This is a genomic window from Delftia sp. BGA-UO-ETr-SB1, assembly GCF_059567865.1.
In genome coordinates this window covers 186,436-211,427 of sequence record NZ_JCAQOW010000006.1, presented here as the reverse complement: position 1 = coordinate 211,427, position 24,992 = coordinate 186,436, and the positions used below count along the sequence as shown (strand labels likewise).

Genomic DNA, 24,992 nt, shown 5'->3' with positions numbered 1-24,992 from the left:
CATGCAGGCCCTGGTCTGCCATCAATTCGGCGCGCCGCACGAGGTGGTCAGCCTGCAGTCCATGGACCGGCCCGGCCAGCCCCTGGGCGCGCACCAGGCGCGGATTGCCGTGGCCTACGCCAACGTCAGCCACGCCACGGGCCTGCTGATCGAGGGCCGCTACCAGCGGCGCCCGCCGCTACCCTTCGTGCCCGGCACCGAAGGCGTGGGGCGCGTGCTGGAATGCGGCAGCGCGGTGCAGCACCTGCAGCCCGGCGATGCCGTGGCCTTCATTGCCGACTGGGGTGCCTTTGCGCAGGAAACGGTGGTGCATGCGTCCACCGTCTACCGCCTGCCTGCGGGCATGCCCTGGCTGCAGGCCCTGCCCATTCCCCTGTCCTACGGCACGGCCTACACGGCCCTGCACTGGCGCGCGCGCCTGCAGGAAGGCGATGTGGTGCTGGTGCTGGGCGCCGGCTCTGGCGTGGGCGCCGCGGCGGTGGAAGTGGCCCGGCAGACGCCCGGCGTGCAGGTCATCGCCTGCGCCAGCACCGAGGCCAAGCGCGCCGATGCGCTGCGCCGTGGCGCGCACCAGGCAGTCACCCCGCAGGACCTGGCCGCCCAGGTCAAGCAGGCCACGCAGGGCCGGGGCGCCTCCGTCGTCTTCGACCCCGTGGGCGGCGATCTGCTGCTGCAGGCACTGCGCGCGGCCGCGCAGAACGCGCAGCTGCTGAGCGTGGGCTTTGCCAGCGGCGCCATTCCCGCCGTGCCCATGAACCTAGCCCTGGTCAAGAACCTCACGCTGCACGGCTTCTTCTACGGCCGCTACATCGGCTGGACGCCGGCCGATGAGCGCCAGGCCTTCGCGGCGCAGCTGCAGCCCGTCATTGCCACGCTGCTCGACTGGGCTGCCCGGGGATGCATCCATCCCCAGGTCAGCCAGGTCTTCGCCATGCATGAACTGCCGGCTGCGCTGGATGCGCTGCACGGCCGCAACGTGACCGGCAAGCTCGCACTCGCCATTCAAGGAGACAAGGTATGACAACGCAACGCACAGGCCCCGCGCTTTCCCGCCGCACCCTGCTGGGCGCCGCGGCGGCGCTGGCCGCATGGAGAACGGCAGGCGCGCAGCCATCCGCCGGGGCCCAGGGCTATCCCAAGGCGCCCATCCGCGTCGTCGTGCCCTATCCACCCGGCGGGCCTACCGACGTGGTCGGGCGCGTGGTCACCACGCGGCTGGGCGAGGCGCTGGGCCAGCCCCTGGTCGTGGACAACAAGGCTGGCGCCAGCGGCATGGTCGGCGCGGCCCTGGTGGCCAAGGCGCCGGCCGACGGCTACACGCTGCTGGTCAACGCCTCCATCCACGTCATCAACCCCTACGTCTATGCCAGCGCGCCCTATGACGCCTTCCGCGATTTCGAGCCGGTCACGCAACTGGTCGATGTGCCGCTGGTGCTGGTCGTGGGCAGCCAGCTTCCGGTGCGCAATGTGCAGGAGCTGATCGCCTGGGCCAAGGCCCATCCCGGGCAGGTGAACTTCGGCTCGGCCGGCAATGCGTCGTCACAGCACCTGTCGGGCGAGCTGTTTCGCCTGAAGACCGGCGCGCAGATGCAGCATGTGCCCTACAAGGGCAGCTCGCCGGCCCTGACCGACCTGATGGGCGGGCAGATCCAGCTCATGTTCGACTCCATGCCCTCGGCCATGCCCTTCATCGCCTCGGGCCGGCTGCGTGCGCTGGCCGTCACCTCGGCCAGTCGCTCGCCCTCCCTGCCCGATGTGCCCACCATGGAAGAGGCCGGCATGCCGGGCTTTCGCACCAGCACCTGGTACGGACTGTGGGCGCCGAAGAACACGCCCCAGGACGTGGTGCAGAAACTGTGGACCGAGTCCCGCCGCGTGCTTGCCGAACCCCAGATCGCCGCGCAATACCGCCGCCTGGGCGCCGAGCCCGTGGGCTCCACGCCCGCCGAGTTCGCGCGCTACATCCAGGCCGAAGCCCGCAAGTGGGAAGAGATCGTGAAGGCGTCGGGGGCGCGGGCGGATTGATGCGGGAAGCTCACACCCGCTCGAACACCGCCGCAATCCCCTGGCCGCCGCCGATGCACATGGTCTCCAGCCCATAGCGGCCCTTGCGGCGCTCCAGCTCGTGCAGCAGGGTGGCCAGGATGCGCACGCCGGTGGCGCCGATGGGGTGGCCCAGGGAGATGCCGGAGCCGTTGACGTTGAGCTTGTGGTCTATGGCGCCCTGGTCGTTCCACTCCCAGCCCTTGAGCACGGACAGCACCTGGCAGGCAAAGGCTTCGTTGAGTTCGACCAGGTCCATCTGGTCCAGCGTGAGGTTCAGGCGCGCCAGCAGTTTCTTGACGGCGGGCACGGGGCCTATGCCCATGTGCGAGGGCTCGCAGCCTGCGGCGGCCCAGCCCACCAGGGTGGCCATGGGGGTGAGGCCCAGTTCGGCCAGCCGGTCCTCGGCCACGATCAGGCAGGCGGCGCTGGCGTCGTTCTGCTGGCTGGCGTTGCCGGCCGTGACCGTTCCATTGGGCATGAGCACGCGCAGCTTGCCCATGCTGTCGGTGGTGGCGTCGGCGCGAAAGCCTTCGTCGCGCGTGAACAGCACGGGGTCGCCCTTGCGCTGGGGCACCTTGACGGGGACGATCTCGTCGGCGAAGCGGCCCGCCTCCCAGGCAGCGGCGGCGCGCTGGTGGCTGCGCACGGCATAGGCGTCGGCTGCCTCGCGGCTGATGCCGTAGTCACGCGCCAGGTTCTCGGCGGTCTCGATCATTCCCGAGATCTTGCCGAAGCGCTCCACGGGCTGGGAGCGCTCGCGGCCGCGGTCCAGCCGGTCGTAGAAGCGCACATTGCCCGAGCGCGCGCCCCAGCGCATGTCGGTGCTGTAGTACTCGATGTTGCTCATGCTCTCCACGCCGCCCGCGATCACCACGTCGGCGGCGCCGCTTTGCACCATCATGGCCGCCGTGGCCACGGCCTGCAGGCCGCCGCCGCAGCGCCGGTCCAGCTGCATGCCCGGCACCGTCACCGGCAGGCCGGCCTGCAGCGCGGCCCAGCGGCCCACGCAGGGCGTCTCGCTGCTGGCGTAGGACTGGGCGAAGACCACGTCGTCGATGCGTGCGGGGTCGATGCCGCTTTTCTCGACCACGGCGCGCACCGTGGTGGCGGCCAGCTCCTCGACCGATACCGGCCGCAGGCTGCCGCCGAAGGTGCCCACGGGCGTGCGAAGGGGGGTGACGATGGCGGCTCTGCGCATGGTGTTGTCTCCTTGGGAATCAGTGGATCAGTGGATCAGGAAAAGGCTGCGCCGCATTGGCGCAGCAGGGTATGTGCCTGTTGTTCCAGGTCGGCGCGGTGCTCCGGCGCCGCGATGTCGATCAGCCGTTTCACGCGGCGCGACAGCGTCTGGCCGCGCAGGTCGGCCACGCCGTGTTCGGTGACGATGAGGCCGGCATCGCTGCGCGGCGTGCTGACGGGGCCGGACAGCCGCGCAACGATGCGCGTGGCCCCCCTGGCCGTGGCGGGCAGGGCGATGATGGGCAGGCCCCCGCGGCTGCGTGCCGCGCCGCGCAGAAAGTCCACGGCGCCCCCCACGGCGCCCACGTAGACGCCGCCCGCCACTTCGGAGTTGATCTGGCCCGTGAGGTCCACTTCCACCGCCGAATTGATGGCGGCCAGCCTGTGGCTGGCGGCCAGCACCTCGGGGTCGTGCGTGTAGCGCGTCTCGCGCAGTTGCAGGGCGGGGTTGCGGTGGGCCCAGCGCCTGAGCGATTCGCCTCCCATGAGGATGCCGCCAATGCCCACGCCGCGGTCCTGGCTCTTGCGCGCGTGGGTCAGCACGCCGGCTTCGGCCAGGGCTGCAATGCCGTCGCCCACGGCGCCGCTGTGCAGGCCCAGGTCGCGGTGCCCGTGCAGGGCGGCGAGCACGGCCTCGGGCAGGTTGCCCACGCCCACCTGCAGCGTGGCACCGTCTTCGATGAGGGCGGCCACATGGCCGGCAATGGCCTGCTCGGCAGGGCCGGGCGCGCTGCGCGCCTGGTCCAGCGGAGGGTGTTCGGCATCGACCAGCAGGGCGAAGTCGCCGGCCTGCAGGTGCAGGCTGCCGTGCGTCCACGGAATGGCGGGGTTGACCTCGCCGATCAGCACGCGTGCCTTGCGTATGGCGGCCGGCAGGTATTCATGGACCAGGCCCAGGCTGTAGCGGCCTTGTGCATCGGGTGGCGAGACCTGGAGCAGCACCACGTCGGCAGGCAGCAGGCCCTCGTCGATCAGGCCGGGCAGGTGGGAGTAGTGGCTGGGCAGGATGTCCAGCACGCCCGCCTGGGCCAGCGCGCGGTGGGGGCCGCCGGCCGCGTAGCCGAAGAAGTCGATGGCGTCGGCATGCGCCGGTTGCAGCGTGTCCGATGCGCCCATGCCCACGAAGACGCGCAGCCGGCCCTGGCCACCGTGCCGGGCCAGTGCATGGCGCTGCGCGACCACGGCGCGCGTGAGCGTCAGCGGCTCGGCCGTGGCCTGGCCCCACCACAGGGTGTCGCCGGGGCGGATCAGGGCCTGCAGCCTTTCTTGCAGGGCGTCCGGCGACAGCACGCTCATGGCGCGCGGTCCCAGTCGAAGCGCGTGGGCTGCTTGTCCTTGAAGCGCTGCACCGCCTCCTGGTGGTAGTCGGAGCCACGGCACATCGTCTGGGCATAGGCTTCCAGCTCGGCCATGGCGCGTGCGTCCAGCTCGAAGGCCTGGTTCATGGCCGTCTTGGCCATGCCGATGGCGGCCGTGGATGCCTCGCCGAAGCGCCGCGCCAGCGCCACGGCGGCGGCCTGCAGGGCTTCGCCGTCTTCCACGATCTCGTAGACCATGCCCAGCGACCTGGCTTCCTCGGCCTGCACGGTGCGCGCGGTGAAGACCAGCTCCTTGGCCTTTTGCAGGCCCACGATGCGCGGCAGCATGTGCATGGCGCCCAGGTCGGGCACCAGGCCGATGCGGCCGAACACGGCGCAGAACTTCGCGCGCCGCGTGCACAGCACGAAGTCGGCGGCCAGCGCCAGGCTCAGGCCCGCACCGAAGGCCGGGCCGTCCACGGCGGCGATCACGGGCTTTTCGAGGTTGACCAGCTCGGGAAACCACTGGTGCAGGCTGCGCATGCGCTGGCGCCAGGGCAGGCCGGCCTGGCTGGCATCCATCATCTGGCTGATATCGCCGCCCGAGCAGAAGGCGCCGCCCGCGCCCGTAACGATGACGGTGTGCACCTGCGCGTCATCGCGCATCTGCGCCACGGCGGCGGCCAGGGCCGGGCGCATGGCCTGGTTGAGCGCGTTGCGGGCCTCGGGCCGGTTCAGCGTGATCGTGCCTATGCCGTCCTGGACGGAGGTCAATACGGGGGAGGTTTCAGGTGATGTAGTCATGGTGCCGAGGTTGGATTCTTTGAGATCAAAAGCTGGAATGTCTTGCTTGCTCCTATGCGCACCTTTGACGAGGCGTCCAAATCGGCATGTCCCAAGCCAGGGACACCGAGCAAGGGCCTGGGCCGGCCGCGCCGCCCCGCAGCGAGGGTGTCGTCCCCCTCCCGCGAAGCGAGAGAGGGGGAAGGCGCACAGCGACTCAGGGGGTGATCCATTCAAGCGAGTTCGGCGTAGCCGTGGCTGAGCACGATCTTGTCGCGTTCCAGCACGCGGGCGCGCAACTGCAGCTGGCAGGGCTGGTCGGGCGTGCGCCAGATCTCGGTGACCAGGGTCTCCCCGGGATAGACGGGCGCGGTGAAGCGCACATCCAGTGCCTTCAGGCGCGCGGGATTGCGGTCGCCGCACTGGCGCAGCACGGCATGGGCCACCAGGCCGTAGCTGGCCAGGCCATGCAGGATGGGCCGCTCGAAGCCGGCCTTGCGCGCCACGGCCGGGTCGGCATGCAGCGGGTTGTAGTCGCCCATCAGGCGGTACAGCAGCGCGGCCTCGGGGCGTAGGGCCTGGGTGTCGGTGAAGTCGGGCGCGCGGTCCTCCGGCGTGGGGCGCAGCGGCGCCAGGGGCGCGTCGCTGGGCTGGCCGCCGTCCAGCAGGCTGTAGCCGCCATCGCCGCGCAGAAAGCTGACCTGCTGCACGGTGGCCAGCAGCTCGCCGCCAGTGGTCTCCAGGCGCCGCTCGGTGACCATGATGGCGCCCTTGCCCTCACCCTTGTCCGTCAGGTGCGTGATGCGGTTGTGGCCCACCACGTCGGCGCTGGCCGGCAGCGGGCGGTGCAGCCGCATGCGCTGCTCGCCATGCAGCAGCTTCACCCAATCGATGCCCGTATCGGCCTCGCGCGCCCAGAAGCCCGGGTAGCCCAGCACCACGGCCTGCGAGGGCAGGGCGCGCAGCCCCCCGGGCGCCCCTTCGTAGAAAAAGGGCAGGGCGTCGGCGCACAGCGGATCGCTGCCCAGGCCCAGGCTCAATGCATAGAGCATGGTGTCGCGCTCGCCATAGTGCTGGCGCACGGGCTCGAAGGGGCGCTGTTTCAGGTGCTGGTAACTGATGGCCATGAATCAGCTCCGGTCAGATCGGGTCCCAGCTGAAGACATCTGCCGAGCGGTCCAGGGGGACGAACGATGCCTTGAGCGCAGGCATGCCGTGCTCGGCAATGAACTGGGGCGACCAGCCCTCGCTGCGGTGCACCGAGCGCAGCGGGCGCGGCTGGCTCATGACGAAGATCTCGTTGTTGCGCACGGCGAAGACCTGGGCGTTCACGTCGCGGGCCGCGTCGGACAGCAGGTAGACGGCCAGCGGGGCGATCTTGTTGGGCGTCATCTGCTGGATCTTGGCCACGCGCGCCTGCTGCTCGGGCGTGTCGGTGGGGATGGAGCCGATCATGCGGCTCCAGGCGAACGGCGCGATGCAGTTGGAGCGCACGTTGAACTTCTGCATGTCCAGCGCAATGGACTTGGACAGGGCCGTCAGCCCCAGCTTGGCGGCGCTGTAGTTGGCCTGGCCCAGGTTGCCGATCAGGCCCGAGGTCGAGGTCATGTGCACGAAGGCGCCGCTTTCCTGCTCCTTGAAATGGTTGGCGGCCGCGCGGCTCATGTAGTAGCTGCCGTACAGGTGGACCTTGATGACGGCGTCCCACTCGTCCAGGCTCATCTTGTGGAAGAACCGGTCGCGCAGGATGCCGGCGTTGTTGACCACGCCGTCGATGCGGCCGAAGCTGTCCACGGCGCACTGCACGATGCGGGCCGCGCTGGCGGCCTCGGCCACGCTGTCGGTGTTGGCCACGGCCTGGCCGCCTGCGGCCTTGATCTCATCGACCACCTTCTGCGCCGGGCCGGCGTCCGTGCCCTCGCCCGTGGTGGAGGTGCCGATGTCGTTGACCACCACCTTGGCGCCCTCGGCCGCCATGGCCAGCGCCATGTCGCGCCCGATGCCGCCGCCGGCACCCGTCACCACCACTACCTTGTCCTGCATCATTTTCTGCGCCATGGCCTGTCGTCCCCGTTCAGTGTTCGTTGGAAAGAAGTCGGAACCAAGGATGCCGGCAAACGCCGCACCGCGCCATTCGCCAATCACAAGGGCGGACTTCGCGGGAATGAAAGCAGCGGCGGACAGGCCGCGCCGGCCCAGCCTTCAGCGCGGCCAAAGGCTTGCTTAAGAAAACGCGGATTGCGGGCCGCCGCGCTTGCACCGACCATGGCGTCCATGACAGACAAGCAAGCTACCGACACCCTCGACGCCGCCGCGCTGGCGCATCTTCAGTCCTGGCAGGGCCGCAGCGAAACCCTGGCAGACAGCATCACGGCCGCGCCCGTGGCCGCGCTGTCGGCCACGCTGGACCGGGAAGACCCTGAGCCCGCCGACGGCACGGCGCTGCCGCCGCTGTGGCACTGGATGTACTTCCTGCCCCATGCACGCCAAAGCGAGATCGGCCCCGACGGACATCCGCGCCGTGGCGGCTTTCTGCCGCCCGTGCCGCTGCCGCGCCGCATGTGGGCCGGCGGGCGCCTGCGCTGGGAGGCAGGCAACGCGCTGCAGGTGGGCCAGAAGGTGCAGCGCCGCTCCACCATCGGCTCGGTCAGCCACAAGAGCGGCCGCTCGGGCGAGCTGCTGTTCGTGCTGGTCGAGCATGCCTACAGCAACGACCAGGGCCTGGCGCTGACCGAGGAGCACGACATCGTCTACCGCGCCGCTGCCCAGCCCGGCGATCCCGCGCCCACGCCCCAGAAGCCGCCGCTGGACGGCCAGCAAACCTGGTCGCGCACCATCGTTCCCGACGACGTGCTGCTGTTCCGCTACTCGGCCCTGACCTTCAACGGCCACCGCATCCACTACGACCGCCGCTACGTCACGGGCGTGGAGGGCTATCCGGGCCTGATCGTGCACGGCCCGCTGATCGCCACGCTGCTGCTGGACCTGCTGCGCCGCGAGCTGCCCCAGGCGCGCGTGCTGTCCTTCGAGTTCAAGGCCGTGCGCCCCACCTTCGACCTGCATGCCTTCAGCGTGCACGGCAAGCCTTCTGCGGACGGCAAGACCGTCGAACTCTGGGCCCAGGACCACGAAGGCTGGCTGACCATGACCGGAAAAGCCACCCTGGCCTGAGACCCCTGAACACCGAGCCTTGAGACCACCATGATCGAACACACGCTTTCCAACAATTTCCCCGAAATCCGCGACGCCATCCGTGCGCTGTGCGCCGAGTTCCCTGACGAGTATTTCCGCAAGATCGACGAGCAGCGCGCCTATCCCGAGACCTTCGTGGACGCGCTGACCAAGGCCGGCTGGCTGGCCGCGCTGATCCCGCAGGAGTACGGTGGCTCGGGCCTGGGCCTGACCGAGGCCAGCGTGATCATGGAAGAGATCAACCGCTGCGGCGGCAACTCGGGCGCCTGCCACGGGCAGATGTACAACATGGGCACGCTGCTGCGCCACGGCTCGCAGGCGCAAAAGGAGAAGTACCTGCCGCGCATCGCCTCGGGCGAATGGCGCCTGCAGTCCATGGGCGTGACCGAGCCCACCACGGGCACGGACACCACCAAGATCAAGACCAGCGCCGTCAAGAAGGATGGCCGCTACGTGGTCAACGGCCAGAAGGTCTGGATCAGCCGCGTGCAGCACAGCGACTGGATGATCCTGCTGGCGCGCACCACGCCGCTGGCCGAGGTGAAGAAAAAGAGCGAGGGCATGTCCATCTTCATGGTGGACCTGGCCGAGGCGCAAAAGAGCGGCCTGACCGTGCGCCCCATCCCCAACATGGTCAACCACGAGACCAACGAGCTGTTCTTCGAGAACCTGGAAATCCCCGAGGAGAACCTGATCGGCGAGGAAGGCAAGGGCTTCAAGTACATCCTCGACGGCCTCAACGCCGAGCGCACGCTGATTGCGGCCGAATGCATTGGCGACGGCTACTGGTTCCTGGACCGCGTGACCAACTATGTGCGCGACCGCAACGTGTTCGGCCGCCCCATCGGCCAGAACCAGGGCGTGCAGTTCCCCATTGCCGATGCCTTCATCGAGGTCGAGGCCGCCAACCTCATGCGCTGGAAGGCCTGCGAGATGTTCGACGCCAACCAGGCCATGGGCGCCCAGGCCAACATGGCCAAGTACCTGGCGGCCAAGGCCAGCTGGGAGGCGGCCAATGCCTGCATCCAGTTCCACGGCGGCTTCGGCTTTGCCTGCGAATACGACGTGGAGCGCAAGTTCCGCGAGACGCGCCTGTACCAGGTGGCGCCGATCTCGACCAATCTCATTTACTCCTACGTGGCCGAGCACATCCTCGGTCTCCCGCGTTCTTTCTGAAGGCTCGCGCATGACACAGCAACGCCTGAGGCCCCTGGACGGCACCACCGTCGTCTCGCTGGAACATGCGGTGGCCGTACCGTTTTGCACGCGCCAGCTGGCCGACCTGGGCGCGCGCGTGATCAAGGTCGAGCGGCCCGGCAGCGGCGACTTTGCGCGCGGCTATGACCAGCGCGTGCAGGGCCAGTCCTCGCACTTCACCTGGATCAACCGCAGCAAGCAGAGCCTGGCGCTGGACCTCAAGCAGGACGAGGCCATGCAGGCGCTGCTGCAGCTGCTGGAGGGTGCCGACGTGCTGGTGCAGAACCTGGCGCCCGGCGCGGCCGCGCGCATGGGCCTGTCCTATGCGGCGCTGCGCGAGCGCTTTCCGCGCCTCATCGTCTGCGACATCAGCGGCTACGGCGCTGACGGCCCCTACCGTGACAAGAAGGCCTACGACCTGCTGATCCAGAGCGAGGCGGGCTTTCTCTCGGTCACGGGCACACCCGAGGTGCCGTCCAAGGCCGGCATCTCGGTGGCCGACATCGCGGCCGGCATGTATGCGTACACCAACATCCTGTCGGCCCTGCTGCTGCGCGGGCGCACGGGCGAGGGCAGCCACATCGACGTGTCCATGCTGGAGGCGCTGGGCGAGTGGATGGGTTACCCCATGTACTACGCTTTCGACGGCGCGCCGCCACCGCCGCGCACCGGCGCCTCGCACGCCAGCATCTATCCCTACGGGCCGTTCGAGGCCGGTGACGGCGGGACGGTGATGCTGGGCCTGCAAAACGAACGCGAGTGGAAGCTCTTTTGCGAACAGGTGCTGCTGCAGCCCGCGTTGGCTGCAGACGCGCGCTTCGACAGCAACGCGCGCCGCAACGCCAACCGCGAGGAGCTGCGTGCGCTGATCCTGGGCGTGTTCAACGCGCTGGATGCCGCCCAGGTCGTGCAGCGGCTGGATGCGGCCGGCATTGCCAATGCGCGCGTCAACGACATGGCCGGCCTGTGGGCCCATCCCCAGCTGGCCGCACGCCAGCGCTGGTGCAGCGTGGACACGCCGGCCGGACCCGTGCAGGCCCTGCTGCCGCCCGGCGCCAACAGCGCCTTCGACTACCGCATGGAGGCCGTGCCAGCCGTGGGCGAGCACAGCGCCGCCATCCTGGCCGAGCTGGGCTGGAGCGCCGAGCGCATCGGTGCCCTGTGCCCGCCCCCGGGAAAAACCGCCCCCTGAAACCAGGGCGCATGCCCAAGAATGCGCCGGAGACCCAACCCATGAAAAACGACACCCAAGTGAGCATCCATCCGCTGGCCCAATTCGCTGCCTCGCTGCGCTGGGACGACGTTCCCGCCGCCGTTCAGCAGCGCGCCGAAGACCTCTGGGTGGACTGGTTCGGCTCCGTGCTGGCAGGCCAGGGCGCGCGCCCCGTGCAGAGCATCACGCGCTTTGCGCTGTCCCAGGGACCGGCGCAGGGGCCTAGCGAGATCCTGGGCAGTGCCGACACCACCTCGCCCATGATGGCGGCCCTGGCCAATGCCGCGGCCTCGCATGTGGCCGAGCAGGACGATGTGCACAACGGCTCGGTCTTCCACCCCGCCGCCGTGGTCTTCCCGCCCGCGCTGGCCGTGGCGCAGAGCATCGGCGCCAGCGGCGCCGAGCTCATGGCCGCCTGCGTGGCCGGCTATGAGGTCGGCATCCGCGTGGGCGAGTTCCTGGGCCGCAGCCACTACCGCATCTTCCACACCACGGCCACGGCCGGCACCCTGGCCGCCGCGGCCGCCGTGGGCCGGCTGCTGGGCCTCACGCCCGCGCAGATGCAGCATGCCTTCGGCTCGGCCGGCACGCAGTCGGCAGGGCTGTGGGAGTTCCTGCGCACGGGCGCCGACAGCAAGCAACTGCACACGGCGCATGCGGCCGCTGCGGGCCTGATGTCGGCCTACCTGGCCCGGGACGGATTCACCGGTGCGCAGGACATCTTCACCGGGCCGCAGGGCCTGGCGGCAGGCATGTCCACGGACGCCGATCCCACGCGCCTCACGGACGGCATCGGCACGCGCTGGGCCACGGCCGAGACCTCGTTCAAATGGCATGCCTCCTGCCGCCACACGCACCCGGCCGCCGACGCGCTGCTGCAGGTCATGCAGGATCACGGCCTGGCCCCCGCCGACCTGGCGCAGGTCACCTGCCACGTGCACCAGGGCGCCATCGACGTGCTGGGCCCCGTGGTCGATCCCGGCACGGTGCACCAGAGCAAGTTCTCCATGGGCACGGTGCTGGCGCTGGCCGCGCGCCACGGCCATGCGGGCCTGGACGAGTTCGACAACGAATACCTGGCCGCCACCACGGTGGCCCTGCGCGAGAAGGTGGGCATGGTGCTGGACCCCGAGGTCGATGCCGCCTACCCGCAGCGCTGGATCGGCAAGGTCACCGTGCTCACCACCGATGGCCGCACGCTGCACGGCCGCGTGGAAGAGCCCAAGGGCGATCCGGGCAACACGCTGTCGCGCGAGGAGATCACGGCCAAGGCGCTGCGCCTGATCGCCTATGGCGGTGCCCTGCAGGACGACCCCGCCCAGGCCGCCGTAGCGCGGCTGTGGCAGATCGCGCACTGGCCGCGCGTGCAGCGCCTGCTTGACTGAGTTCTTGACTGAGTTTTCGCGCCGGCCCCGGCCGGCGAATCCATGGGAAAGGCGCCACCACAGAGCGCCTCCCGCTTCCACCAAAGTGCACAGGAGACAAACCATGCAACGCACCACTTCTTTCCGCCGCCGCCTCGTTTACGCAGCGGCCGCCGCCTGCGCCCTTGCCGCCGGCGGGACGACCACCGGCGCCCTGGCCGCGGCCTGGCCCGACAAGCCCGTCGTCCTCGTCGTGCCCTACAGCGCTGGCGGCCCCACCGACGTGGTGGCGCGCCTGCTGGCCGTGCCCATGGGCCAGGTGCTGGGCCAGAGCGTGCTGGTCGAAAACACCGTGGGAGCGGGCGGCACCATTGCGCCCAACCGCGTGGCCAAGGCCAAGGCCGACGGCTACACCATCCTCATCCACCACATGGGCATGGCCACGGCGCCTGCGCTGTACAAGAAGCTGCCCTATGACCCGCTCAAGGACTTCGAGTACATCGGCCAGGTGCTGGACGTGCCCATGACCCTGCTGTCGCGCAAGGACTTCCCGGCCAACAACTTTGCCGAGCTGCTGGACTACGTGAAGAAGAACCAGGAGAAGGTCTCGCTGGCCAATGCCGGCATCGGCGCCGTCTCCCAGCTGTGCGGCATGCTGTTCATGCACCAGGCGGGCGTCAAGCTCACCACCGTGCCCTACAAGGGCGCAGGCCCGGCCATGAACGACCTCATGGGCGGCCAGGTGGACCTGCTGTGCGACCAGACCACGCAGACCGTGCCCGTGATCAAGGACGGCCAGCGCGCCAAGGTCTTCGGCGTGACCACGCCCAAGCGCCTGTCCTCGCTGCCCGACATCCCCACGCTGGACGAGCAGGGCCTCAAGGGCTTTGACGTCAAGGTCTGGCACGGCATGTACGCGCCCAAGGGCACGCCCAAGGAGGTGGTCATGGCCATCAACAAGGCGCTGAACGTGGCCATCAAGGACGAGAACGTCAAGAAACGCATCGCCGAACTCAGCTCCGACCTGGTCACGCCCGACAAGGCCACACCCGAAGGCCTGCGCACCCACCTGCAGGCCGAGGTGGCGCGCTGGGACAAGGTCATCAAGGCCGCAGGCGTCTCGGCCGAATAAACCGCTCTCCCAAGGACATCCGCATGCACGATCTGGCGCGACAGGCCACTTCCTTTCTCTTCGTCCCCGCCACGCGGCCCGAGCGCCTGGGCAAGGCCCTGGACAGCGGCGCCGACATGGTCATCGCCGACTGGGAGGACGCCGTGGCCCCGGCCGACAAGGACGGCGCCCGCCAGGCGCTGGCCCAGGCCGTGGGTGCGCTGGAAGGCCCGGCCCGTGCCCGCCTGCTGGTGCGCATCAACGCCGAAGGCACGCCCTGGTATGCGGATGACCTGCGCGCGCTGGCGCAGCTGGTGGATCAGGGCGTGGCCGGCGCCATGGTCTCCAAGGCCGAGCGCGCCCAGACCCTACATGCGGTGGCCCAGGCTGCGGGCGCACGGGCAGCCGTGCTGCCCCTCATCGAAAGCGTGGCCGGCCTGGACGCGGCCGACGCCCTGGCTGCCGCGCCCCAGGTGGTGCGCCTGGCCTTCGGCCACCTGGACTTCCAGGTCGATGCGGGCATGGCCTGCGACCAGGGCGAGGAAGAATTGCTGCCCATGCGCATGGCCCTGGTCCTGGCCTCGCGCCGCGCCGGCATTGGCGCGGCCGTGGACGGCGTGACGGTGGACACGCGCAACCCCGAGCGGCTGGCCCAGGACGCGGCACGCGCGCGGCGCATGGGCTTTGGCGGCAAGCTGTGCATCCACCCGGCCCAGGTCCAGCCCCTGCACGCCGTCTTCGACCCCGATGCAGCGGCCGTGGCCCACGCGCAGCGCCTGCGCCAGGCCCTGGCCGAGGCCGGAGGCGGCGTCTGCGTGCTGGACGGCCGCATGGTCGATGCGCCCGTGCTCAAGCAGGCCGAACAGGTGCTGCTGCGCCATGCCTGGGCGCAACAGAGATCTGCAGCACGGTCTTGATGAAAATGAGACTGATAGGCCGTTTTGCGCCAAGAGTTTTCTGATTCTGGCGCAAGCAGTCCAATGATTTCCCTGATGGTGGATCCATCTGCCTCGAATACGCTTGGCCAACTCGATTGATTTCGAGACGGCGGTTTCTTGATCCGGTGTCTCCGTCCATGGTGGCACCCAGGCAAAGGAGCGTGTGATGGCAGTGATCTCGGGGACGGCATCGAACAGCGGATTCAACGGCCAATTGAATGATCGTCTGAATGACCGACTGAACAACCGATTGAATCGGCGCCAGGCGCTGGCCCTGGCGGCCGGCGCCGTGGCGGCAGGGCCCGCCAGCGTGCTGGCGCAGGCCGGCTTTGCCACAAGGCCCGTGCGCATCGTTGTGCCCTTTGCGGCGGGCGGTGCCACCGACGTGATTGCGCGCATCCTGGGCGAGCGCATGGCCCAGCAGCTGGGCCAGACCGTGGTGGTGGACAACAAGCCCGGTGCGGCCGGACTGATCGGCGGCGAAATGGTGGTCCGCTCCCCGCCCGACGGGCTCACCCTGCTGCTGGGCACCACCTCCACCATGCTCACCAACAAATACCTCTACAAGAAGACCGCCTACGACCCGCTGACCGACCTCACGCCCCTGTCGCGCGTGTGCATGGCGCCCATCGCCCTGGTGGTCACGGCCGACGTGCCCGCCAACAACCTGCGCGAATTCATGGCCTGGGCCCAGGCCAACGCGGGCAAGCTCTCGTATGGCTCCTACGGCATAGGCTCGCACGGCCACCTGGCCTGCGCCGTGCTCAGCGACATGGCCGGTGCCGGCATGGCGCATGCCGCCTACCGGGGCGAGGCGCTGATGGTGCAGGACATGCTGGGCGGGCGCATCCCCATCGGCATGGGCAGCCTGCTCACGCTCAAGCCCCACATCGATGCAGGCAAGCTGCGCGCCCTGGCCGTCACCGGCACGCGCCGCGTGCCCCTGCTGCCCGAGGTGCCCACCTTTGCCGAGGCCGGCTACCGCCACGAGGCCATGGAACTGTCCGGCTGGCTGGCCATCGCCGGCCCCAGGGGCCTGCCGGCCGACCTCACGCGGCAATGGGGCGAGATCTCCAACCGCGCCGTGGCCAGCCGCGAAGGCACGGCCCGCATCATCGCGGCCGGTTTCGTCCCTGTTGATGACGACAGCCCTCAGCGCTTCGGCAAGGCCTGGGCGCAAGAGGCTCCGGTCTGGGGGCGGCTGCTGCAGTCGGCGGGGGTGCAACCCGGTTGATGGCGCACAGCGGCCCTGGTTGCCCAAGGCTGCACCCACGCCCTGTGCTGTAATCGCCCCTCCTCAGGCGGCCCCGGTGGTGCAATGCCATGACGGGACAGCCCGTGGTTTCTCAAACATTCAAGAGAGGGTATTACCGTGAGTGCATTGGTCATCAAGGCCTGGAAGGCCAGCGAGCAACCCATAGACGACAAGGGCAACCACATTGCCATCACAGGCCGCGAAGGCGGCCTGGTCGCCTGGATCCTGTCCAAGGTCAACATCGATCCCACCACCACCATCCGCGTGGGCAGCGAGCGCCTGGAGTTCAGCAGCGCCTCGCTGTCGGGCACCCAGTCGCGCCTGATCCCGCTGCAGGGCATCTGCTCCACCTACTACGGCTATCACAAGCCCTGGAAGACGGCGCTGGGCATCGGTGCCCTGTCCCTGTTCATGGGCGGGTCCATGATGGCCCAGAGCTTCTTTGCAGGCCTGGTGGTCATGCTGATCGGCTGGGGCATCGCCGCCGTCATCTACTTCCTGAACCGCACCCTGACGCTGGGCTTCATCGAGAACAGCGGCGCAGTCAACGGCATCCAGTTCAAGCGCTCGGTGATCGAGAACATCGACATCACGCAGGAACAGGCACGGCAGGTCTGCGAACTGATGCAGAAGCTGATCGAGGCCAAGGAAAAGCGGCTCTGACCGCTTGAGTGAAAAGGAAAGCGCGGCATGCGCTTTCCTTGTGCGCGCCGCGATCTGGGGGCAAGACCCGGCGCGCGCTATTGGGCAGATGGGGAGCAGTCGGGCTCCACGTCCATGCCCAGCGGCAGGTAGTAGTGCTGCGCGCTTGCCCATCTTCCACTCGCCACCTGCTCACGCCACTGCACATGCAGGCCTTCGCGGGACAGGAAGTGATCCACCCGCGTCAGCCCCGGCCGATCCGGCCACCAGACAAGCAGGCGCTGCGGACCCAGCACCCGGACTCTCGCACCCTCGGCCAGTTGCAGGCCAATGAATCCCTCGGCGACGGGCGGCATGAACAACGCCGCACGTGCAGCCGCTGCAACAGCCTCCGTGCCCGTTTTGCCCTGGTAGCGCAGGATGCCGCTTTCCGCCGGTTGACCTGTGGTGACGCAGCATTCGGGCGCCTGGCTGGGCTCGGGCAAGAGACGGATGTAAGGCCGTGGGGCCGTTGATGGCCGTGGTTCTTCCGATGACAGGTTGGCAGTATCGGGTCGGCGTGCATCCAGCAGGCCCACAAGCCCTGCGTCAGGGGCTGCCTGCGCCAGTGCTGCACCTGTCAGGCCGATGGTCAGCACCAAGCGCCGGATTTTCGGCCTCATGCGGGAGGGTTTCATTGAGGCCCAGTTTGGCAGGGAAACTGTTTGGCAAGAATGTCGGTGATGACGTGGGCAGCCCGAGTTGCGCGCTGCCTGGCATCCATGCTTCGCAAACTGCTGTGCAGCACCTCTGCCAGAGTGATGGTCTTGAGGTGCCGGTAGTCACACCAGGCCCGGCCTTCCGTGGCGTCGAGAACGCCGAGCAGGTACATCTCTGCATACCTTCTTTCCGGCACTTCCTTGCTCATGTAAGCCGAAAAGAATGCCTGCGCCGTCAGGTTGTTGTTCTCGATGATCAACCGCTGAGAGTCTGCCGTCGGGCGTGTCAACCGGGTGTCGGCGTGCGCACAGACCGATGTGCCGAGACCCCATGCCAAACAAAGCACGGAAATGGGCCGCAAGACCATGGCACGGATGCAGGTCATGGCCAAAACGCTCTGGTCAGGGACTGACACCGCGCCTCAGGCCTGAGCCCCGCCACGCGCCATCAGCTTGAAGGTGCCGGTGGCCAGGGCCACCAGGGTGCCGTCCTCGGAACGAACTTCGCCGCGCGCGAAGCTGATGGAGCGGCCGCGCCGCTCGCAGTGGGCGGTGGCGATGAGATCGCCGCTGCCGGCCGAGACGTAGTGCAGCGTGAGGTCGATGGTGGCCACGCCGAAGGCCGTGGGGTCATGCGAGCGGCAGGCCGAGGCCAGGGCGCAGTCCAGCAGCGAGGCGATGGCGCCGCCGTGCACGTCGCCGCGGCTGTTGGCCTGATCCGGTTGAAAGCCCATGCGGATCTGGGCGCGGTCCTCGCCGATGCGTTCACCGCTGAGCTTCATGGCGCGGGCCATGGGCATGGGCAGGCCGAAGAGGATGCCGGGCGCCTCGCCTTCGAAGGGGTTGGCCGGGTGGTCTTTGATGGGTGTATTCATGCGGGCAATCATCGCATCGGCATGACTCAATCCACCCGTGCACCTGTCGATTTGACGACAGTGGCCCAGCGCGTGATTTCCTTGTCGATATGCGCCTGCAGCGCCTCGGGCGTGGAGCCCACGGGTTCGTAGCCGCCGGCGGCCAGCTGGGCCTGCAGCGCGGGCTGGCGCAGGGCGGTGGCGATCTCGCGGCTCAGGCGCTGGGTGGCTTCGGCGGGCGTGCCGGCCGGCGCGATGACGGCGTACCAGCCGGTCACGTCGAAGCCTGCGATGCCCTGCTCCTGGATGGTGGCCACCTCGGGCGCCAGCGCCGAGCGCTGCGGGCTGGTGACGGCCAGCGCGTGCATGCGCCCGCTGCGGATGTGGGGCATGGAGGTGGAGATGCTGTCGAAGGTCAGGTCGATGTCGCCGGCCAGCATGGCGTTGACCACGCCCGCGCTGCCCTTGTAGGGCACATGGGTCATGCGCACGCCTGCCATGGAGCCGAAGTACTCGGCCGCAAGATGCCCCGTGTTGCCGTTGCCCGCCGAGCCGAAGGTGAGCTTGCCGGGGTTGGCCTTGGCGGCCTGGATGAGTTCCTGGATGTTCTTTGCCGGCAGCTTGCTGCTGGCCGCAACCACCATGGGCAGGTTGGCCACCAAAGACACGGGCGCGAAGTCGCGGCGGGTGTCGTAGGGCAGCTTGGGATAGAGGCTGTCGTTGATGGCATGGGCGGCCAGCACCATGAGCACGGTGTAGCCATCGGGCCTGGCGCGCGCCACGTATTGCGAGGCCAGCGTGCCGCCTGCGCCGGGCTTGTACTCCAGCACCACGGGCTGGCCCAGCTGCTGCTGCAGCTGCACGGCCAGCGGGCGGCCCAGCAGGTCGGCGCTGCCGCCGGGCGGGTAGGGAATGACCAGCTGTATGGGCTTGGCAGGCCAGGCATCGGCAGCATGGGCGAGATGGGCGGCCGGGGCCAGCAGGGCGCAGGTCGCCAGGGCCAGGCAGGACAGCAGGCGGCGGCGCGGGAGTGGGTGCATGGGCATGGGCATGGGGGGACTCCGTTTCATGAAGAGGACAGGGCGCCGGCCTGGTACTGCTCGCGCAGCGCGCGCTTGAGCACTTTGCCGATCTCGCTGCGCGGCAGGCTGGCGGCCAGCCGCAGCTCGGCCACGCGCTGGGTCTTGCCCACGCGGGCGTTGAGCCATTCGCGCAGCTCGGCGGCCGAGGGCGTGGCATCGGGGCGCGCCACGGCGTAGGCCACGGGGGTCTCGCCCCAAGCATCGGAGGGCACGCCGATCACCGCGCATTCGGCCACCTGCGGGTGCTGCAGCAGCACGGACTCGATGTCGCTCGGGTAGACGTTGAAGCCGCCCGTGATGATCATGTCCTTCTTGCGGTCACCCAGCACGATGAAGCCGTCCTCGTCCAGACGGCCCACGTCGCCGCTGCGGATGAAGCGCAGGCCCTGGGCATCGAACCATTCGGCCTCCTGCGTCTTGTCGGGCAGGCGGTGGTAGCCGCTCATCATCCCGGCCGAGCGGCCCACGATCTCGCCCTGCTCGCCGGGCGGCAGTTCGCGGCCCTGCTCATCGATGAAGCGGATGTCGGCGCCCGGTCCCGGCCTGCCCACGGTGTGCAGCTTGTCGGGGAAGTCATGGCAGTGCAGCTCGCAGCGCACGCCGCCTTCGGTCATGCCGTAGTACTCGATGAGCCGTCCGGGCCAGCGGCGCAGCACCTCGGCCTTGAGCGCGGGATGGAAGGGCGCGCTGGTGCAGAACTTGTGCTGCAGACGGCTCAGGTCGGCGCCGTCGAACCCCGGGCACTGCATCAGCCGCTGGTACTGCACGGGCACGAGCATGGTGTGGGTGGCACGGTGGCGCTCGGCCAGTTCCAGGTAGTGCGCCGCGTCGAACTTGCGCATCAGCACCAGGGTGCCGCCCAGGCCCAGCGTGGGCAGGGCCGCGACCAGGGTGGTGTTGGAGTACAGCGGCGTGGCGCACAGCGAGACGGCATCGGGCCCGTAGCCGTTGTGGATGGCGCGCTGCACATGGGCCCAGCGCATGGCCCAGGACTGGACGATGCCCTTGGGCACGCCCGTGGTGCCCGAGGAGTAGATGACGTTGAAGGGCCAGTCGGGCTGGGGGTGGATGGGCGTGGGTGCCGTGCCATGGTCCGCTTCGTCCGCAGCCAGCCATTGCGACCACGGCATGCCGGCTTCGACAGCGCCGTCCAGGGCCACGCATTGCAGATCCTGTCCGGCCTGCAGCGGCCATTGCGCGGCGGTGTCCGCGTCGCGCAGCACCAGCCGGGCGCCGCAGTTGTCCAGCATGGCGCTCAGGTGGCCGGCGGTGGCCGACGGGGCCAGCGGCGCCACGGCCACGCCCGCGCGCAGCGCGCCCAGGAAGGCCAGCACATACTCGGGCGAGCTGCCCGCGCAGATGGCCACCACGTCGCCGGGGCCCAGGCCCTGGCGTTGCAGGCGCAGGGCCACGCGGTCCATGCCCAGGCGCAGCGCGGCGTAGTCGAGGCTGCGGCCATCCATGGCCAGGGCGGTGTGGCGGGGGCGCTGGCTGGCCTGCAGCGCGACGAGTTCGGGCAGCGAGCCAAAGGGCTGGCGCAGCAGGGAGGCGATGTCTTCTTGCATGGGAGGGTGGGAGGGACGGGAGGGGACCACTATTCCAGCGACAGGCCTGCGGCCTTGACGATCTGGGCCCAGCTCTTGCGTTCCTGGGCGATGAAGGCGTCGTACTCGGCCGGTGTCTCGCCACCGGGCACGCCGCCCAGGTCGGCAAAGCGCTGGCGCACCTCGGCCGTCTGCATGGCGCGCCGGGCCGACTGCTGGATGCGCTCGACCACGGCATCGGGCGTGCCGGCAGGGGCCAGCAGCCCGAACCAGGCCGTGACCTGCATGGGCACGCCGGCCTCGGTCATGGTGGGCACCTCGGGCAACTGGGCCGAGCGCGTGGCGCTGGTGATGGCCAGCGCACGGAACTTGCCGCTCCTGATGTGCGGCATGGAGCTGGGCAGGTTGTCGATCATGTAGTCCACCTGCTGGCCCAGCAGCGCCGTGACCGCAGGCGCGGCCCCGGGAAAGGGCACGAGCGTGACCTCGATGCCGGCCTTCTGGCGGAACATCTCCGAGGACATGTGCGGCGACTGGCCCACGCCCGACGTGGACACGTTCAGGCGCCGGGTCCTGGCCAGCTCCACCAGCTCGCGCACGCTGCGCACGGGCGAATCGGCATGGACCACGAGGATGTTGGGCACGGAGATCACATTGGTGATGCCGCGCAGATCGCTTTCCTTGTAGCTGAGCTGCTTGTACAGGCTGAAATTGATGGCCACTGGGCCGATGTTGCCCATGAGCAGCGTGTAGCCATCGGGCCTGGCGCGCGCCACCTGGGCCGTGCCGATGCTGCCGCCGCCACCGCCCTTGTTCTCCACCACCACCGAGGTGCCCAGGTCCTTGCCCATCTTCTCGGCCAGCACGCGCGCGGCAATGTCCGTGGTGCCGCCAGCGGCGGCCGGCACCACGATGGTGATGGGGCGTTCAGGCCAGGCCGCCGCCAGCGCGGCGGCAGGAGCCAGAGAGAAAAAAGGCAAAGCGGCCAGCAAGGCCAGCAGGCTGCGTCGGACGGTCATGGGCAGTCTCCAGTTCACTGCCCGCAACGATAGAAAACCCTGGGCCCCAGGGCACCAGGGTTTGACTGGAGATCCGCTTCGCCATTCGGAAACCCGCGCTTAGGCCTGCTGGAACGGGTGCTAACCCGTTGCCGAAAAGGCGGACACAAGAAAAAAGGCGCCGAAGCGCCTGTGGGGTGCACAGCGCCAAAAACTGGCGCGGCCCAAGTCAGGAACACCGAGCAAGGGCCGCCCCGCCGCGAGGGTGTCGTCCCCCTCCCTTGCGAAGCAAGCAGAGAGGGGGAAGGCGCGTCAGCGCCTCAGGGGGTGATCAAGGATACAGTCCCCGCATCTCGCGCGCATGCAGGATGCGCTGGCAGGCCACGATGAAGGTGGCGGTGCGCAGCGTCACGCCGTGCTGCTGGGCCACCTGCCAGATGGCCGCGAAGGCGTCCTGCATGATGCGCACCAGGCGGGCGTTGATCTCGTCCTCGCTCCAGAAGAAGCTGGAGAAGTCCTGCACCCATTCGAAGTAGCTCACCGTCACGCCGCCGGCGTTGGCCAGCACGTCGGGCAGCACCAGCACGCCCTTTTCGGTCAGGATGTCGTCGGCCTCGGTGGTGGTGGGGCCGTTGGCGCCCTCGATCACCATCTTGGCCTTGATCTTGCCGGCGTTGTCCTTGGTGATCTGGCCTTCCAGTGCGGCGGGGATCAGGATGTCGCAGTCCACGCTCCAGAAGTCGGCAGCGTCCATGGCCTCGGCGCCGTCAAAGCCGCCCACGCCGCCCTTGGCGGCCACGTGGGCCAGCAGGGCCGGCACGTCCAGGCCATTGGCGTTGTGGATGGTGCCGGTGTGGTCCTGCACGGCCACGACCTTGGCGCCCACGTCGGCGAACAGCTTGCCGGCCGTGCCGCCCACGTTGCCGAAGCCCTGCACGGCGATGCGCGCCCCCTGGACCGACAGGCCGGTCAGCTTGGCCGCTTCCACGCCCACGGTGAACACGCCGCGGCCGGTGGCCTCGACGCGGCCCAGCGAGCCGCCCAGGTCCACGGGCTTGCCCGTGACCACGCCGGTGGCGGTGGCGCCGGTGTTCATGGAGTACGTGTCCATCATCCAGGCCATGATCTGGCCATTGGTGTTGACGTCAGGCGCGGGGATGTCCTTGGAGGGGCCGATCAGCAGGCCGATCTCGCTGGTGTAGCGGCGCGTCAGGCGCTCCAGCTCACCGCGCGACAGCGTCTTGGGATCGACACGGATGCCGCCCTTGGCGCCGCCGTAGGGCACGTTGACGGCCGCGTTCTTGACCGACATCCAGGCCGACAGGGCCATGACTTCGGACAGGGTCACGTCCTGGTGGAAACGCACGCCGCCCTTGCCGGGACCGCGGCTCAGGTTGTGCTGCACGCGGTAGCCTTCGTAGTGGGCGATGGTGCCGTTGTCCAGCTCAATCGGCACATCGACGATCAGGATGCGCTTGGGGCGCTTGAGGGTTTCGACCCAGCGGGCGAGATGGCCCAGATAGGGCGTGACGCGATCGACCTGCTGCAGGTAGTTGCCCCAGGGGCCGAGGTGATCGGCCTGCAGGTAGGAAGGGATGGCGTGGTTGGTAACGCCGGCCGAAGCGGGTTGCTGCATGGTGGTTCCACACAAGAGTTGTCTGAGGGTTTTGAGCTTATTCCCGGGGCTATGCGCTGTCCAACGCCTTATGAGCGAGAGCCTTATGCATTTAATGCATAACCCTGGGAGCGCCTTGTCCAGCGGACAATCGGGGCCGCTTGAGACCCACCGATGCACTCCAGGAAAGCCGCTCCATGACGAACACGCCCCGCACTCCCACAGCCTTGGCCCACGCGCTGCTCCAGGCACGCCACAGCGGCGAATTGCTGGACGCCGACGATTGGGCCGACGTGGTGCGCACGCCCGCAGATGCACAGGCCGTGCAGGCCGCCATTGCGCCCGCCCTGGGCTGGCGCGTGGCCGGCAGCCCGCAGGGGCCGGGCCGCGTTCCGGGCTATTGGAAGTCTGGCGCGCCGCGCCGCGATGCCCCGCTGACCCATGCGCCGCTGCCCGAAGAAGGCGTCTGGGCCAGCCCCTCGGTCGCTGGCGGCGCGCCGCTGCACCTGCGCGGCATCGAAGCCGAGATCGCTCTGCGTCTGGGCCGCGATGTCACGGCCGCGATGGCCGCCGCCCTGCAGCCCGGCGAGGGCCTGGAGCTGATCGACGGCATCACCGCCGCCATCGAGGTGGTGGATACGCGCTGGCGCCAGCACCTGAAGGCACCGCCGCTGCTGCTGGCCGCCGACGGCCTGTGCCATGGCGCCCTAGTGCTGGGACCTTGGCAGGACGCTTCGCGGCTGCTGCCACGCGAGTCGCCGCGGGACTGGTCAGCCAAGGTCTGCCGGCTGCGCGTGGGCGCGGCGCCGCTGCAGGCGTTCACCGGAACGCATCCGCTGGGCGACCCGCTGTGGCTGCTGGCCGGCTGGCTGCAGGAACTGGTGCGCCGCTATGGCAGCGTGCCCGCAGGCACGGTGGTGACTACGGGCACGTGGAATGGACTGGCCTTTGCGCAGGCCGGTGACCTGGTGGTGGCTGAGCTGGACGGCATCGCCGAGGCCCGCCTGCAGCTGTGAGGCTTCAGGCAGGCCATCGAGTGATCAGGTGATCTTGTAGTCCTTGAGGGCCGGATCGCCCTCGGGAAAGCGCAGGTCCAGGTTGCGCATCACCTCGCGCAGCAAGGTGGCGATCATGAGGTTGCGGTGCGTCTTGGAATCCGCGGGCACGATGGTCCAGGGCGCCCAAGGCGTGTGCGTGGCGCCCAGCAACTGGCCGTAGGCCTGCTGGTAGTCCTTCCACTGCGTGCGCACCTTCATGTCGTTCTCGTCGAACTTCCAGTGCTTGGCCGGGTCGTCCAGGCGCTCCTGCAGGCGCGCGCGCTGCTCGTCGGCGCTGATGTGCAGCAGGAACTTGACGACCACGGTGCCCGTCTCGCTGAGCATGCGCTCGAAGTCGTTGATGTGGGCAAAGCGCTGGCGCTGCTGCTCAGGCGTGATCCAGCCGTTGACCACGGGCACCAGCACATCCTCATAGTGGCTGCGGTTGAATACCGTGATCTCGCCTGCGCCCGGCACGCGCTGGTGGATGCGCCACAGGTAGTCGTGCGCGCGCTCTGCATCGGTTGGCGCCTTCCAGCCCACGGCGTTCATGCCCAGGGCGCTGGTGCGGCCGAAGACGCCACGGATGGTGCCGTCCTTGCCCGCCGTGTCCGTGCCCTGCAGCACGACCAGCAGCTTGTAGCGGCGGTCGGCGTACAGCAGGTTCTGCAGCGCATCGATCTCTTCGGCCAGGGCCTCGACGGCGGCCTTGTCCTCGGTCTTGCCGTTGCCGTTGGAAAAGGGCTTGGCGCCGGGGTCGAAGTCGGCCAGGGCAATCGGCTTGTCCTTGTCGGACTTGGCGGAGCGCGGCTGCCACTGCTCCCAGAGCTTTTGCACGGCCGCATCGCGGCTGGAGAAAGGGTTGAAGGCGTCCATGGCTTGAGCG

The 24,992-nt window shown here is 69.0% G+C and carries 24 protein-coding genes; 11 read left to right on the top strand and 13 right to left on the bottom strand.

The features are described from left to right. The first annotated feature begins 1 nt into the window (after position 1). Entirely contained in the window at positions 2-1,021 is a 1,020-nt protein-coding gene (locus tag AC57B5_RS19810; RefSeq protein WP_198819887.1) for an NADPH:quinone oxidoreductase family protein, read from the top strand. Beyond that, on the top strand, positions 1,018-2,025 hold the full coding sequence (locus AC57B5_RS19805; protein WP_034397674.1) for a Bug family tripartite tricarboxylate transporter substrate binding protein: 1,008 nt from the start codon (positions 1,018-1,020) through the stop codon (positions 2,023-2,025). Before AC57B5_RS19810 ends, AC57B5_RS19805 begins: the two co-directional genes overlap by 4 nt. Before the next feature lie 10 nt (positions 2,026-2,035). Here AC57B5_RS19805 and AC57B5_RS19800 read toward each other — a convergent pair whose 3' ends face one another. The 5 genes from AC57B5_RS19800 to AC57B5_RS19780 all read right to left on the bottom strand — a co-directional run bounded on the left by AC57B5_RS19800 (position 2,036) and on the right by AC57B5_RS19780 (position 7,424). Beyond that, positions 2,036-3,244, bottom strand: a complete 1,209-nt coding sequence (locus AC57B5_RS19800) for an acetyl-CoA C-acetyltransferase (protein WP_013800084.1) — start codon at positions 3,242-3,244, stop codon at positions 2,036-2,038. 35 nt (positions 3,245-3,279) lie between these two features. Further along, positions 3,280-4,581 carry an acetyl-CoA hydrolase/transferase family protein gene (locus AC57B5_RS19795; protein ID WP_013800085.1) on the bottom strand — a complete coding sequence of 434 codons (1,302 nt, stop codon included), beginning with the start codon at positions 4,579-4,581 and terminating at the stop codon, positions 3,280-3,282. Continuing rightward, a complete protein-coding gene (locus AC57B5_RS19790) occupies positions 4,578-5,387 on the bottom strand; it encodes an enoyl-CoA hydratase/isomerase family protein (RefSeq protein ID WP_496400182.1) in 810 nt (269 codons plus the stop codon). Before AC57B5_RS19790 ends, AC57B5_RS19795 begins: the two co-directional genes overlap by 4 nt. Before the next feature lie 212 nt (positions 5,388-5,599). Beyond that, entirely contained in the window at positions 5,600-6,493 is an 894-nt protein-coding gene (locus AC57B5_RS19785; protein WP_496400181.1) for a MaoC family dehydratase, read from the bottom strand. Between the two features lie 13 nt (positions 6,494-6,506). Further along, positions 6,507-7,424: an SDR family NAD(P)-dependent oxidoreductase gene (locus AC57B5_RS19780; protein WP_230357383.1), complete on the bottom strand. Its 918-nt coding sequence runs from the start codon at positions 7,422-7,424 to the stop codon at positions 6,507-6,509. A gap of 207 nt (positions 7,425-7,631) precedes the next feature. Between AC57B5_RS19780 and AC57B5_RS19775 the strand changes: the two genes are divergently transcribed. The 8 genes from AC57B5_RS19775 to AC57B5_RS19740 all read left to right on the top strand — a co-directional run bounded on the left by AC57B5_RS19775 (position 7,632) and on the right by AC57B5_RS19740 (position 16,299). After that, positions 7,632-8,537 (top strand): HTD2 family dehydratase, encoded by a 906-nt coding sequence (locus tag AC57B5_RS19775; protein WP_496400180.1) that lies wholly within the window; start codon positions 7,632-7,634, stop codon positions 8,535-8,537. 30 nt (positions 8,538-8,567) lie between these two features. Continuing rightward, complete coding sequence (locus tag AC57B5_RS19770; RefSeq protein ID WP_012202137.1) at positions 8,568-9,734, top strand: acyl-CoA dehydrogenase family protein; 1,167 nt, start codon at positions 8,568-8,570, stop codon at positions 9,732-9,734. A 10-nt stretch (positions 9,735-9,744) separates the two neighbouring features. Next, complete coding sequence (locus AC57B5_RS19765) at positions 9,745-10,947, top strand: CaiB/BaiF CoA transferase family protein (protein WP_496400179.1); 1,203 nt, start codon at positions 9,745-9,747, stop codon at positions 10,945-10,947. Between the two features lie 41 nt (positions 10,948-10,988). Beyond that, positions 10,989-12,353 (top strand): MmgE/PrpD family protein, encoded by a 1,365-nt coding sequence (locus AC57B5_RS19760; RefSeq protein WP_012202139.1) that lies wholly within the window; start codon positions 10,989-10,991, stop codon positions 12,351-12,353. A 103-nt stretch (positions 12,354-12,456) separates the two neighbouring features. Continuing rightward, on the top strand, positions 12,457-13,464 hold the full coding sequence (locus tag AC57B5_RS19755) for a tripartite tricarboxylate transporter substrate binding protein BugD (protein WP_017406883.1): 1,008 nt from the start codon (positions 12,457-12,459) through the stop codon (positions 13,462-13,464). A gap of 23 nt (positions 13,465-13,487) precedes the next feature. After that, positions 13,488-14,360 carry an HpcH/HpaI aldolase/citrate lyase family protein gene (locus AC57B5_RS19750; RefSeq protein ID WP_496400178.1) on the top strand — a complete coding sequence of 291 codons (873 nt, stop codon included), beginning with the start codon at positions 13,488-13,490 and terminating at the stop codon, positions 14,358-14,360. 187 nt (positions 14,361-14,547) lie between these two features. After that, a complete protein-coding gene (locus tag AC57B5_RS19745; protein ID WP_496400177.1) occupies positions 14,548-15,615 on the top strand; it encodes a Bug family tripartite tricarboxylate transporter substrate binding protein in 1,068 nt (355 codons plus the stop codon). A gap of 138 nt (positions 15,616-15,753) precedes the next feature. Further along, positions 15,754-16,299, top strand: a complete 546-nt coding sequence (locus AC57B5_RS19740; RefSeq protein ID WP_012202143.1) for a hypothetical protein — start codon at positions 15,754-15,756, stop codon at positions 16,297-16,299. A 77-nt stretch (positions 16,300-16,376) separates the two neighbouring features. On the opposite strand, the gene AC57B5_RS19735 is transcribed toward AC57B5_RS19740, so the two are convergent. The 7 genes from AC57B5_RS19735 to AC57B5_RS19705 form a co-directional block, all read right to left on the bottom strand. Beyond that, positions 16,377-16,919 (bottom strand): hypothetical protein, encoded by a 543-nt coding sequence (locus AC57B5_RS19735; protein WP_496400176.1) that lies wholly within the window; start codon positions 16,917-16,919, stop codon positions 16,377-16,379. Positions 16,920-16,951: 32 nt separating this feature from the next. Beyond that, complete coding sequence (locus AC57B5_RS19730) at positions 16,952-17,362, bottom strand: Rap1a/Tai family immunity protein (protein ID WP_496400175.1); 411 nt, start codon at positions 17,360-17,362, stop codon at positions 16,952-16,954. A gap of 36 nt (positions 17,363-17,398) precedes the next feature. Further along, complete coding sequence (locus AC57B5_RS19725) at positions 17,399-17,851, bottom strand: PaaI family thioesterase (protein WP_043783107.1); 453 nt, start codon at positions 17,849-17,851, stop codon at positions 17,399-17,401. 26 nt (positions 17,852-17,877) lie between these two features. Next, positions 17,878-18,876, bottom strand: coding sequence for a tripartite tricarboxylate transporter substrate binding protein (locus AC57B5_RS19720; RefSeq protein ID WP_496400174.1), 999 nt, complete (start codon positions 18,874-18,876; stop codon positions 17,878-17,880). A gap of 20 nt (positions 18,877-18,896) precedes the next feature. Beyond that, positions 18,897-20,477 carry a class I adenylate-forming enzyme family protein gene (locus AC57B5_RS19715; RefSeq protein ID WP_496400173.1) on the bottom strand — a complete coding sequence of 527 codons (1,581 nt, stop codon included), beginning with the start codon at positions 20,475-20,477 and terminating at the stop codon, positions 18,897-18,899. Positions 20,478-20,506: 29 nt separating this feature from the next. Further along, on the bottom strand, positions 20,507-21,475 hold the full coding sequence (locus AC57B5_RS19710) for a Bug family tripartite tricarboxylate transporter substrate binding protein (protein ID WP_012202149.1): 969 nt from the start codon (positions 21,473-21,475) through the stop codon (positions 20,507-20,509). A gap of 310 nt (positions 21,476-21,785) precedes the next feature. Then, positions 21,786-23,090: a Glu/Leu/Phe/Val family dehydrogenase gene (locus tag AC57B5_RS19705; protein ID WP_013800098.1), complete on the bottom strand. Its 1,305-nt coding sequence runs from the start codon at positions 23,088-23,090 to the stop codon at positions 21,786-21,788. Positions 23,091-23,266: 176 nt separating this feature from the next. Between AC57B5_RS19705 and AC57B5_RS19700 the strand changes: the two genes are divergently transcribed. Next, positions 23,267-24,085, top strand: coding sequence for a fumarylacetoacetate hydrolase family protein (locus AC57B5_RS19700; protein WP_496400172.1), 819 nt, complete (start codon positions 23,267-23,269; stop codon positions 24,083-24,085). Between the two features lie 24 nt (positions 24,086-24,109). Here the strand turns inward: AC57B5_RS19700 and AC57B5_RS19695 are convergent, their stop codons facing one another. Further along, on the bottom strand, positions 24,110-24,982 hold the full coding sequence (locus tag AC57B5_RS19695; RefSeq protein WP_013800100.1) for a PPK2 family polyphosphate kinase: 873 nt from the start codon (positions 24,980-24,982) through the stop codon (positions 24,110-24,112). Positions 24,983-24,992 lie beyond the last annotated feature (10 nt).